Source organism: Arthrobacter sp. NPDC090010 (genome assembly GCF_044748305.1).
Lineage (GTDB): Bacteria > Actinomycetota > Actinomycetes > Actinomycetales > Micrococcaceae > Arthrobacter_E.
This window is the reverse complement of the sequence record NZ_JBIVFT010000013.1, coordinates 23056-34927: the sequence shown is the minus strand read 5'-3', so window position 1 is coordinate 34927 and position 11872 is coordinate 23056. Positions and strand designations below refer to the sequence as shown.

Here is an 11872-nt window from a genome sequence, read left to right as displayed (position 1 = left end):
GCGGCATCCCGGACGCCGGGCCCGGATACGCAACAGCGGCCGGCCGAAACCGGCCGGCCGCTGTCAAGGTCAAAACTCAGAGCTTGCCCAGGTCCTCAAAAGGCGTGGCCTGGTTCGCTTCCTCTTCGTTCTCCTCTGCCTTCGCGCCCTCACGTCGGGCCCGGCGCCTGTCGTTGAGCAGGCAGATCCCGATGGCCAGGAAGAACAGGACCAGAAGGGGCAACGCGAGCAGGAACATGGAGAACGCGTCGGCTCCCGGCGCCGCGATCGCAGCCAGAACGAACACGCCGAACACCGTGATCCTCCAGGCCTTCAGAATGGCCTTGCCACTCAGAACACCCAGCATGTTCACACCGACCAGAACCACCGGCACCAGGAAGGCGATACCGAGGAAGAGCAGCATGTGGGTCGCGAAGGTGAGGTAGTCGTCCGCACTGATGAGGTTGGACGCGTTCTCCGGCGTGAAGTGCAGCAGGGCACGGACCACGTTCGGGATCACGGACCAGGCCACGAAGACGCCGACCAGGAACAGCGGGATCGCAGCGGCCATGAAACCGAGGGTGTACTTGCGTTCCTTGCGTGTCAGACCCGGAGTCACGAAGGCCCACACCTGGTAGATCCAGACGGGGCTTGAGATGACCAAGCCGATCTCGATGGCGATGCGCAACTGGAACTCGAACGGCGACGCGATCGAGGCATAGTTCAACGACGCCGAACGATGCATCTCCTGAGAGATCTGCTCAAGCGGTGCCGACAACGAGGCGATGACGGGCTGGTACAGGAACCAGCCACCGACGCTGGCAAGAGCCAGGGCGATCAGGCTCTTGATGAGCCTGTTCTTGAGCTCCTTGAAGTGTTCAAGGAGAGCCATGCGGCCCTCAGGATTCCTCCGAGGGCCTTTGGTGAGCGCCACTGGACCTTAGGCGTTGCCGGACGGCGGGTTCTGCTTCCCACCGTTGTCCGAAGCAGACTCCGGGTGCTGTACGACCTTGCCTTCCACCGGCTCCTCAGCGGCTTCGGCCTTGGATTTGCCGTCGCCCTTCATCTGGTTGACCTCGGATTTCATGATGCGCATGGACTGGCCGAGGCTACGGGCCATCTGAGGCAGCTTCGGTGCAGCGAAGAGAAGCAGTGCCACGATGATGATAATGACGATGGGCCAGGGGCCATCAAAAAGTCGTCCCATGTCCGGGTCCTTTCTATTTCCTTCAATGATAGGGCGTTCAAAGGCCCAGATCGCGCAGCCTCTGTGGCCGGTGGGCCGCTGCACGGCGTGCCACGCGACGTTGCCGCCGGCTTTCACGGCGCTCGTTCTTACCGGCTTCGTAGTCGGCCCTCATCTGTTCCGGCTCGGAATAGATGCCCAACACGGGGATCTGGCGTTCCGCGGTCTGCGGATCCTCCAGCTCCGGGGTCAACCGGGACAGCATATCCGTCGCTGCCCCAAGCTCGCGCATCATCGCGGTGAACTGCCGGAAAAGCTTGATTCCGAGCATGACGAACATCAAGGCGGAGAGCGCCAGCACGGCGACCCACAGCAGAATCCACGACCACCACGGCATCATCCAAGAGTACCCTTCCGTTCTGCGAGCCAGCCGTGAGTGTCCGCATAGCGGCCTCGCGCACGGCTCAGGCTTTCACGTACCTCGGCGACGACGGCGGATGGCCCGACCACACGGACTCCCCCGCCACTTCTGGCGACCAGCCCGGCAGCCCAGCTGCCCGAACTCACCGGGAGCTCGGCAAGAAGTGAACCATCCGCCGATTCCGAGGTCCGCACGGCGCTGTAGCGTTCCGCAAGCCACCGCTCTTCGGGTGCCAGGACCACGGTGATCAGAGGACTGCGGTCGTCCGGTTGGTACACCGAGCCGGCGGGCTCCGAGGTCCAGAGAGCGGGATCCACCCGCTCTCCGCTCGGCTCCAGGCGCGCGATCCTGTCGAGCCGGAAATTCCTCGAAGCCTCGGCCGTGTGGCACCAGGCTTCGAGATACCAATGCTGTTCCCTCGACTGAAGCGCTCGGGGATCGACCAGACGGTGCGTGACCTCGTCACGGCTCGGAACGACGTAGTCGATCCAGACCCGCTCTCGACGCTCCAGTGCCTCGCGGAGGGCAGCCAGGTACTGGGCCTCGCGGCCCTGTGGCCGGACCCTGACCTTGATGCTGGAGGCCAGTGTGAGGGCGTCCCCGGCGGCCGTGGACAACCGCAGCCTGAGATCGGCGATGGCGCTGCGGTCTCCCTCGATGCCGAGTTCTTCCAGCGCGTCCAGTCCCACCAGGAGCGTCCACGCTTCCTGGCGGGAGAAACGCACGGGCTGCGCCAGGTCCAGAGCGTTGTCGATCCAGACCCGCTCGCCGTCGTCGACGATGTCCATCAGATCGTTGTGATAGCCCTCAGGACGCCCGACCATCATGATCCGGGTGAGATCGTCATCGAGCTGCCGCGGGGTGATTCCGAACTCGGTGGCGAGCTCTGCTTTCCGGATGCCGCCGTGCCGCACCAGGAAGGGGATCATCGCCAGCAGCCGGCGCACGGTGGTCTCGGAGGATGATTTGGGGCCCCGCTTGGCGGCAGCTTTGGTGAATTCGACAGCGGGGGCGGCTCGGGTCATCGCCTCCCAGGCCCGCTCGAGCCGGCCACGGACAGCCTCGCGCAGGCGCTCCGGTTCCAGGACCTGGACGACTGCCGCCGATGCGGTGAGTTCATCCACGATGGAGGTTTCGTCCCGGTAACTCAGGGTCGCGATGTCGCCGTCGACCCGGCTGGCTCTGTTCCGCCAATCGGCCCCGCGTCCGGACGGCAGTTTCAGGATCAGCTCCTGCGCAGGATACTCCTCCATGTCCTCAAGCACTCGAGCGATCGAGAACGTGTCGGGCCGTTCGAAGGCACGTTTCCGCTCGACGGACACGTCCCCGACGATCCGGTTCAGCCGGAAGGTGCGCTCCGCGTTCCGGTCCAGATCCAGACCGGAGACGTACCACTGCCCTGCCCGGTTGCCGAGTCCGTATGGGTGAAGGCGGCGACGGGACGTGGCGGCCTGAGGTGCCCGGTAGTCGAACTCCACGGGGTGGCAACCGGCAAGGGCCGTGTGCAGGGCTTCAAGCGCGGCGCCCCCGGGGCTGATCCTGGGCAGAACGGACGACGCCGGATCGTCGTCTTCTCCCCCGTCGCGGAGTTTGCGCAGTGCGGAAACCCCGGCGGCTCGCAGGCTTCCCTGTTCCCACATGCGGGCGGCCAGCTGGAGCAGGAAGCGATCCCGGGCGTCGAGGGCTACTTCGGGGAGCTGATAGTCCTCCGGACTCACCCGGTACCTCACTCCGGCGCCGTCGTCGGCCTCTGCGGAGTCTTCGTTCAGGGTCTGGAGAGGTACGCCCATCTCGCGCAGCTCTGCTTTGTCCCGTTCGAACATGCGTTCCAGAGCGGCCTCGGAGATCCCCTCTTCCTCTCGGCAGTATGCATAGACGGTCGACTCGAGGTAGGCGCGAGTGTGCCCTCGGCTCGTCGAGAGGAGGGCGATCAGGAGGTTGAGGATGCGTTCGGTCTTTCGTGCGGACACCCGCTCAGCATACTGAAGACCGCCCTGGCGCGCGGAAGGGGCCGCCCCGTTGCCGGGTGCGGCCCCTTCTCTTTCGCAGAGAGCTGAATGCTCTGCCGAGAGTGTCAGCGAACGCCGACCAGATCCACCACGAAGATGAGCGACTCGTTGGGCCCGATGGCACCACCGGCGCCGCGGGAGCCGTAGGCCAGCTCCGACGGGATTTCGAGACGGCGACGGCCGCCGACCTTCATACCCAGCAGGCCCTGATCCCAGCCCTGGATGACCTGGCCGACGCCGACCCGGAAGTCCAGCGGAGTACCGCGGCCCCAGGAGGAGTCGAACTCCTCCCCGGTGGACCAGGCCACACCGACGTAGTGAGCGGAGACGGTGTCACCGGGAGTGACCTCGGCACCGTCGCCTTCAGTGATGTCGATGATCCGCAGCTCCGCCGGGACTTCGCCTTCGGGGAAGTCGATCTCGGGCTTGGTGCGGTCGTAATTGCGCTGTCCGAAGGACATGGCTGCTCCTTGGGTTGAGTGAAGGGGGCTACTACTGGATGCCCAGGATATCGACGACGAAGACGAGCGGGCCGGCAGGCTGACCCTGAGACGGCTTCTCACCGTAGGCGTCGGCGGCCGGGATCACGAGTAGGACACGGGATCCGACCGTCTTGCCGGTCAGGCCCTTCGTCCATCCGGGGATCACACCGGAAAGCGAGAAGGTCTGCGGACCGCCGTGCTGGAAGCTGGCATCGAAGACCTTGCCGTCCGCCAGACGCACGCCGGTGTAGTTGGCCACGATGGTGTCCGTGGCCTTGACGGCGTCACCCTTGCCCTTGATGAGGTCCTGGGCCACCAGCGCCTTGGGCGTCGCAACGCCCTTGACGTCGATGGTGGGCTTCTGATCCTTGTCCACGGTCACCTTCGGCAGACCGGCCGGCGGCGTCACAGCGTCGCCTTCCGGCTTGGAGAGCACCGGCGCGAGATCCTTGGCCGAGAAGAGGTGCAGGACCATGAGCTGGGTGGTGTTGCTGCCGCTCGTGGGATCAGGCGGCAAGGCGATGCCCAGATCCGAGCCGAGCTTGGCACCGACCACCGCGTTGTAGAGGGCGGAGTTGCCCTTCTTCATCGCATCGTTGAGAGTCAGCTGCTGGTGGTTGCTGAGGTAGTTGTCCGCCAGCTGAGAACCGTCCTGGGCGTTGTAGGCCAGAAAGCCCACTTCCACCTTCTGGTTCTCCTTCACCCGGTCGCCGGTGCCGTCGTGGACCGTCTTGATGGTGGTCTCCGTGACGTTCAGGGGCTTGGCGAACTCCACCCGGGGGGCCTTGTCGGCTCCCTGATCGGTGACCTTGAGCGTGCTCAGCTTGGAGGTGTCACCAGCCGGCTGACTGCTGGGGCCGGGATCCGAGGAGCCACAAGCTGAAAGCAGCAGTACGGCGGGGACGAGGGCCGCGAGAATACGTCGCAATGGTCGTCTTTCCACTAGAGAACAGGGTGGGCGGGCCGCTCTGGGGAACGGGCACCGCCAACCATCGTAACGGAGACGGCTGTGAACTCCCCCAGCACTGCTTCAGCCGGCGTTCATGCCCGCGATGAGGGCATCCACCCGCTCGTCCGTGGAGGCGAACGGATCCTTGCAGATGACCGTCTGATGCGCCCTGTCGTTGAGCTTCAGGTGCACCCAGTCGACGGTGTAGTCGCGGCCCAGCTCCTGCGCTTTGCGGACGAAATCACCGCGCAGCCGGGCACGGGTGCTCTGAGGCGGGGTTGTCGCAGCCTGGCGGATCTCCTCGTCACTGACCACGCGCTGGGCCAGCCCCTTCTTCTCGAGAAGATAGAACAGCCCGCGACGGCGCGAGATGTCGTGGTAGGTCAGATCGATCTGTGCCAGACGCGGGGAATCCAGGTCCAGGCCATTGCGCGCCGCATAGCCGTCCAGAAGCTTCTTCTTGATGGCCCAGTCGATCTCGGTGTCGATGCCTGAGTGATCCCCCGACCGCACTGCCTGCAGCGTGCGGGCCCAGAGATCGAGAATCCTCCCGACCTCCGGGTGGTGCGCTCCCTCGCGGTCCACGAACGCCGTCACCCAGGACAGATACTCCTCCTGGATCTGCAAGGCGGTCAGCTGGCGCCCGGTGGCCAGCCGCACCAGGACCTGCCCGCTGAGATCCCGGGAGATCTCCCGGATGCTGCGGATCGGGTTCTCCATCCGCATGTCCCGCATCAAGGCCCCGCCCTCAAGGGCCCGCAGCACCAGATCGACCGAGCCGGTCTTCAGCAAAGAGGTGGTCTCCGACATCGTGGAATCCCCCACGATGACGTGAAGACGCCGGTAGTACTCGGCATCGGCATGCGGCTCGTCGCGCGTGTTGATGATGGGGCGGGACCGGGTGGTCGCCGAAGAGACCCCCTCCCAGATGTGATCGGCGCGCTGCGAGAAGCCGAAGACGGCGCCCTGAGGCGTCGTGATGATCTTGCCGGCCCCCGCCAGCAACTGGCGCGTCACCAGGAACGGGATCAGCACGTCCGCCAGGCGGTTGAACTCCCCCTTGCGAGGGATCAGATAGTTCTCGTGGCTGCCGTAGGAGTTCCCGGCGGAATCGGTGTTGTTTTTGAAGAGGAAGATCTTGCCGTCGAAGCCATCGGCCCGGAGCCGCTCCTCCGCCTCGGCGCAGAGCTCCTCCAGAATGAGCTCGCCGGCCTTGTCGTGCGAGATGAGCTGAGTGAGGGAATCGCATTCGGCGGTGGCGTACTCGGGATGCGAGCCGACGTCGAGATAGAGGCGCGAGCCGTTCGCGAGGAAGACATTCGAGGACCGCCCCCAGCTGACCACCTTGCGGAAGAGATAACGGGCCGCTTCCTCGGGTGCCAGCCGACGGGTGTTGTTCCCCACGTAGGAGATGCCGAACTCCGTCTCAATGCCAAAAATCCGCCGGTCCATGCCGTCCTTTCCAGATCTCCACCCTCAGTGATTCGTCCGAGGAGACGTTCAGCCTTCGAGCAGCGCCTTCAATGTCGAGCGGCTCAGACGTCTGAAAGCGCGGCGCTTGGACCGCCAGCGGGAGGGCTCCCGCTCGAGCAGCGCCACTTCGAGCCCGACGCCGTCCTCGACGGTGCCGCCGGCCGCCGCTGACGGGCGCTCGGGCTCGGCAGCGGCCTGGCCGGCTTCGCCCGGCTGGCGGGCCGCCCTCAGCGCTGCGGTGGCCAGACGCAGGGTCTCGCCCAGATCCTGTCCCGCCGTCCAGCCCGCGCGAAGCACCTCGGCCATCTGCTCGGTATGCCCACCCATGGCGACGAAACTTCGCTCATCGGTGATCGACCCGTCGAAGGTGAGTCGGAAGATGTGGTCGTCTTCCTGCCCCTCGCCGACTTCGGCCACCGCGAGCTCCACCTCGAACGGCTTCTGTTCCGCCGTGAACACCGCGCCGAGGCTCTGCGCATAGACGCTCGCCAATCCGCGCGCCGTCACATCGCGACGGTCATAGGAGTAGCCCCGGACATCGGCGTACCGCACCCCCGCCTGACGCAAGCTCTCGAATTCGTTGTATTTGCCGACCGCCGCGAACGCGATGCGGTCGTAGATCTCCCCGATCTTGTGCAGGGAGCTGGAGGCGTTCTCCGCCACCAGGGCGATTCCCGCTGCGCAGGAGACCACCACCACGGAACGTCCCCGTGAGATTCCCTTCCGGGCGAAGTCCGCCCGGTCCTTCATGATCTGTTCGGGAGAGACATAGAACGGTTGTGACATCTCAGGCCTCCCGACCGCGGGCATCGCGCCCGGCGAGAACGGTCAGAGCCGTCTCCCGGACTGCTTCGTCGGAGATCCGGCGGCTTCCGCCGTCGTCCACCACGTAGATGACCGGCCAGAGCTGCCGGACCGGATCCGGTCCGCCGGTCGCCGAATCGTCGTCTGCCGCGTCATACAGAGCCTCGACCGCCACGCGCACCGCATCGGGTTCCTCGAGACCGGGATGCCAGAGCTTCTTCAAGGCGCCGCGGGCGAAATTGGAGCCCGAGCCGACGCTGTGGTGCTCGTGTTCCTCGTAGCGCCCGCCGGTCACGTCGTAGGAGAAGATGCGTCCCCGCGGGCTGCCCGCCTCGTATCCGGCGTAGAGCGGGACGACCGCCATGCCCTGCATGGCCATTCCGAGGTTGCCCCGGACCATCGCAGCGAGCCGGTTCGCCCGGCCTTCCAGACTCAGCTGGGTTCCTTCGATCTTCTCGTAGTGCTCCAGTTCCACTTGAAAAAGTTTCACCAGGTCAACGGCCAGCCCAGCGGTTCCGGCGATGCCCAGCAACGACGTCTCATCCGCAGGGAAGACCTTCTCCATGGTGCGGGAGGCGATCAGATTCCCCATCGTGGCCCGCCGGTCGCCTGCCATCAGGACGCCCGAACCGGTCTGCAGCGCCACGATGGTGGTGGCGTGAGGAACCTGCAGTGGGGTCGTCCCCGTGCCGCTCAAGCCACCGAAAGGAAGCAGCTCAGGCCTCGTCTCGGCGAGGTGCTCCAGAAAGGAGGAACTCGCCTCCGAAGTCAGCCGCACGGAGTCCCTGGACACGGCCTACTGGCCGCCCTTCTGGACGAAGCCCTTGACGAACTCCTCGGCGTTCTTCTCCAGCACGCCGTCGATCTCGTCCAGCAGGTCGTCGACGCCCTGGGTCGCAGCATGATCCTGCGCGGCCGGGGTGCTGGGGATCGCGGCATCGGCTTCTTCGATCTGATCCTCGCTCCGTGAGCTGGGATTGATCTGTTCCTGTCCTGCCATGATTCCTCCTCGATTCGGGTCTTCTCTTGCCATCCTGCCACTTCAGAGCGGTGTTGCGTAGCAGTGTCCAGGAACCGTCGGTCGTCGGCGGTTCATTGCTGGAGCAGGGCCCGGAGGAAGTCCCCGGCATCCTCGTGGGCGTCGAACAGCTCACCCGTGAGTTCGCGCGTCCCGCGCAGTGGTTCCCTGGTCGGGATCCTCGTGGAGCGGGCCTGCCCCGGCAACCGGAAGATGACCGAATCCCAGCTCGCGCCTGTCACGGCCCGAGGGTAACGGCTCAGACACATCCCCCGGAAGAAGGCCCTCGTGTCAGCGGGAGCGGTGCTCACCGCGGCGGCGATCTCGGCGTCATCGGCCAGCAGGTCCATCCGTCCGTGCTGCGCCAGGCGGTGGTACAGCCCCTTCTCGGGTCTGATGTCCGACCACTGAAGATCGATCAATCCGAGCCTGGCATCGTCCCAGCCGAGGCCGCCACGATCACGGTAGCCCTGCAGGAGCTTGAGTTTCGCCAGCCATTCGACTCTGCGTGCCGCGCGCTCGTCACCGCGCTCAAGCCAGCTCAGGGTCTCCTCCCACGCCTGGAGCACGGCGTGGGTATGCCCATCCCCCAGGCTCGGATGCCCCGCACCGCTCTGCTCGGCGTACCTGCTGGCGGCCTCGTAGTAGAGCCACTGGAGTTCGACGGCGGTCAGCCGCCGCCCGTCGATCAGTCTCACCCGGTGCTGCAGGGAGGTGTCGTGACTGACGTCCTGCAGGGCGGCGACGGGCTCGAAGACCTGCATCCGTGGCACGCGGCCCGCCTCGATCAGACCGAGGACAAGGGAGGTCGTCCCGAACTTCAGGTAGTTGGCGTACTGGGAGAGGTTCGCGTCGCCGATGATGACGTGCAGACGACGGTACTTGTCCGCCGTCGCGTGGGGCTCGTCCCGGGTGTTGATGATCGGACGGCGGATCGTGGTCTCCAGGCCCACCTCGGCCTCGAAGAAGTCGGCGCGCTGACTGACCTGGAAGCCGCTGCCGCGGCCGTCCTGTCCGAGACCCAGACGGCCGGCGCCGCACAGTACCTGCCTGCTGACGAAGAAGGGGATGAGCCCCTCCGCGATGGAGGAGAACGGCACGGAACGCGGCATGAGGTAGTTCTCGTGGCTGCCGTAGGAGACGGCCTTGTTGTCCGTGTTGTTCTTGTACAGATTGACGGGGCCCAGGCCTTCGGCGGCCTCAAGGATCCGCACCGATTCCAGGGCGACCAGGTCGCCGGCGGCGTCCCAGATGACAGCATCCCGCGGATTGGTCACCTCCGGGCTGGAGTATTCGGGGTGCGCATGATCCACGTAGAAGCGGGCGCCGTTGCCGAGGACCATGTTCATGAGCGGCTGCTCGGCGGACTCGACATCCGAATAGTCGAGCTCACCTCGACCGTGAGCCAGTGCGACAGCCGTGGCGTCCAGCACGGGTGCGACGTCGGTCAACTGGCTGGGGTGGGCCTTGCTGCGGGGCATGCTCCATCCCCGGGCATCGTGCAGCGGCTCCTCGTCGCTGTAGTCCCAGCCGGCGGCGGCCCGCCGCGAGACACTTTCATCCTCACGTTCAGCCTGGCGGCTCGAGGTGAGCCGGGCATAGGCCTCGATGACGCGGGCCGAGAGAACCGTGGCGTTGGCCGTCGGAGTCTCAGGGGCATGGATGCCGTATTCGGTCTCCGAGCCCATGACCCGCAGGACCCCGCCCTGTCCTCCGGAATCGGGAACGGCCGAGCCTGTCACAGGTACTGTCCGGTGTTGGTGGCGGTTTCCAGGGTACGGCCGGGTTCCTGGCCGCCCTTGCCCTGCACGATGGTGCGGATGTACGTGATCCGTTCACCCTTCTTGCCGGAGATCCGAGCCCAGTCATCCGGGTTGGTGGTGTTCGGCATGTCCTCGTGCTCACGGAACTCGTCCGTGACGGCACGCAAGAGATGCTCGATGCGCAGGCCCTTCTCCCCCGTGGTGAGCAGGTCCTTGATGGCGTTCTTCTTGGCCCGGTCCACGACGTTCTGGATGACGGCGCCGGAGTTGAAATCCTTGAAGTAGAGCACCTCGCTGTCGCCGTTGGCGTAGGTGACCTCGAGATACTCGTTGGACTTGTCCGTCGAGTACATCGACTCGACGGTGCGCTGGATCATGTCCCGCACGGTCGCGCCGTGATCCCCGCCGTGCTCGCCGAGATCGTGCGGATGCAGGGGCAGCTCGGTGGTGATGTACTTGGCGAAGATGTCCGCTGCGGCCTCCGCATCGGGACGGTGGATCTTGACCTTCACATCCAGTCGTCCGGGACGCAGGATCGCGGGATCGATCATGTCCTCACGGTTCGAGGCGCCGATCACGATCACATTGTCCAGACGCTCCACGCCGTCGATCTCGCTGAGCAGCTGGGGGACGATGGTGGTCTCGACATCGGAGGAGACACCGGTGCCACGGGTCCGGAAGAGCGAGTCCATCTCGTCGAAGAACACGACCACGGGGCTGCCGTCGCTGGCCTTCTCGCGTGCCCGCGCGAAGATCAGGCGGATGTGCCGCTCGGTCTCACCGACGTACTTGTCGAGCAGCTCGGGACCCTTGATGTTCAGGAAGTAGCTCTTCAGTTCGGCCGCACCGGACCGTTCGGCGGCCCGGGCCGCGAGGGAATTGGCCACGGCCTTGGCGATGAGGGTCTTGCCGCAGCCGGGAGGGCCGTACAGCAGGATGCCCTTGGGCGCCTTCAGTCCGTGTTCGCGGTACAGACCGGGGTGCAGGAAGGGCAGTTCCACGGCGTCACGGATCTGCTCGATCTGAGGGCCGAGGCCGCCGATGTCCTCGTAACTGATGTCCGGGACGTCCTCCAGGACCAGGGTTTCGACCTCGCTGCGGTTGACCTTCTCGAGCGCGAACCCGGTCCTTCCGTCCACCGCCACCGCATCGCCCACCCGGACTCCGGAGTGGCGCAGCGAGCCGGACAGCCGGATGACCCGTTCATCATCGGTGCGGCCGACCACCAGGACACGGTCGTGGCCGATCAGTTCTTTGACGGTCACCACTTCGCCGGCCTGCTCGTAGCCCAGACCGGCGATGATCACGAGCGCTTCGTTGAGCAGGACCTCCTGACCCACGGCCAGCTGGTTGATGTTGACCAGGGGGCTGACCCCCACCCGCATCTTCCGCCCCGCGTTGATCACGTCGACGGACTCCTCGACGGCGGCATTCGCGCTGGCACCCGGCGAGGGTTCACGGCGTGGATTGACCTGCAGGAGCGTCGCGAAGCTGTAGGGCGGCTGGCCCTCCTGTTCCAGCGCCGATTTCAGCCGCTGGATCTCCGTCTTGGCGGTTTCCAGCATGCCGACCAGCCGCGAGTTGTGCTGAGTGGCGGAGGACAGCTGGCGGTCCACATTGCGAAGTTTGTCGCGGAGCACATTGATCTGGCGCTCAGCGATGCTCAGCTGCGCGCCGTCGTTCTGCGACTGCCGGGCACCGTCTGCGGTGTTCCCCTGGGTCTCCTCGCTCATGGCCAGCCCTCTCGTGGACGATCGTCGTGTCTACCCTTCGAGCCTAACGCCTTTG

Annotated in this window: 12 protein-coding genes; all 12 read right to left on the bottom strand. The window is 65.6% G+C overall.

The features are described 5' to 3' along the window. Positions 1-76: 76 nt before the first annotated feature. The 12 genes from tatC to arc all read right to left on the bottom strand — a co-directional run bounded on the left by tatC (position 77) and on the right by arc (position 11817). Positions 77-871 carry a twin-arginine translocase subunit TatC gene (tatC, locus tag ACIPXZ_RS15960; protein WP_400596092.1) on the bottom strand — a complete coding sequence of 265 codons (795 nt, stop codon included), beginning with the start codon at positions 869-871 and terminating at the stop codon, positions 77-79. A gap of 48 nt (positions 872-919) precedes the next feature. Further along, positions 920-1186 (bottom strand): Sec-independent protein translocase subunit TatA, encoded by a 267-nt coding sequence (gene tatA / locus ACIPXZ_RS15955; RefSeq protein WP_400596090.1) that lies wholly within the window; start codon positions 1184-1186, stop codon positions 920-922. Positions 1187-1223: 37 nt separating this feature from the next. Continuing rightward, entirely contained in the window at positions 1224-1562 is a 339-nt protein-coding gene (locus ACIPXZ_RS15950; protein WP_400596088.1) for a hypothetical protein, read from the bottom strand. Then, positions 1562-3556 (bottom strand): helix-turn-helix transcriptional regulator, encoded by a 1995-nt coding sequence (locus tag ACIPXZ_RS15945; protein ID WP_400596086.1) that lies wholly within the window; start codon positions 3554-3556, stop codon positions 1562-1564. The genes ACIPXZ_RS15950 and ACIPXZ_RS15945 overlap by 1 nt, the downstream gene beginning before the upstream one ends. Before the next feature lie 104 nt (positions 3557-3660). Next, on the bottom strand, positions 3661-4056 hold the full coding sequence (locus ACIPXZ_RS15940) for an FKBP-type peptidyl-prolyl cis-trans isomerase (protein ID WP_400596084.1): 396 nt from the start codon (positions 4054-4056) through the stop codon (positions 3661-3663). A 31-nt stretch (positions 4057-4087) separates the two neighbouring features. Beyond that, positions 4088-5005 (bottom strand): FKBP-type peptidyl-prolyl cis-trans isomerase, encoded by a 918-nt coding sequence (locus tag ACIPXZ_RS15935; protein WP_400596082.1) that lies wholly within the window; start codon positions 5003-5005, stop codon positions 4088-4090. 102 nt (positions 5006-5107) lie between these two features. Further along, on the bottom strand, positions 5108-6478 hold the full coding sequence (pafA, locus tag ACIPXZ_RS15930) for a Pup--protein ligase (protein ID WP_400596080.1): 1371 nt from the start codon (positions 6476-6478) through the stop codon (positions 5108-5110). Positions 6479-6526: 48 nt separating this feature from the next. Further along, positions 6527-7285 carry a proteasome subunit alpha gene (gene prcA, locus ACIPXZ_RS15925; RefSeq protein WP_400596078.1) on the bottom strand — a complete coding sequence of 253 codons (759 nt, stop codon included), beginning with the start codon at positions 7283-7285 and terminating at the stop codon, positions 6527-6529. 1 nt (position 7286) lies between these two features. Continuing rightward, entirely contained in the window at positions 7287-8081 is a 795-nt protein-coding gene (gene prcB, locus ACIPXZ_RS15920) for a proteasome subunit beta (RefSeq protein WP_400596076.1), read from the bottom strand. An 18-nt stretch (positions 8082-8099) separates the two neighbouring features. Then, positions 8100-8303: a ubiquitin-like protein Pup gene (locus ACIPXZ_RS15915; protein ID WP_400596074.1), complete on the bottom strand. Its 204-nt coding sequence runs from the start codon at positions 8301-8303 to the stop codon at positions 8100-8102. A 92-nt stretch (positions 8304-8395) separates the two neighbouring features. Then, on the bottom strand, positions 8396-10009 hold the full coding sequence (gene dop, locus ACIPXZ_RS15910) for a depupylase/deamidase Dop (protein ID WP_400596188.1): 1614 nt from the start codon (positions 10007-10009) through the stop codon (positions 8396-8398). 50 nt (positions 10010-10059) lie between these two features. Continuing rightward, positions 10060-11817 carry a proteasome ATPase gene (gene arc / locus ACIPXZ_RS15905; protein WP_400596072.1) on the bottom strand — a complete coding sequence of 586 codons (1758 nt, stop codon included), beginning with the start codon at positions 11815-11817 and terminating at the stop codon, positions 10060-10062. Positions 11818-11872: the final 55 nt, after the last annotated feature.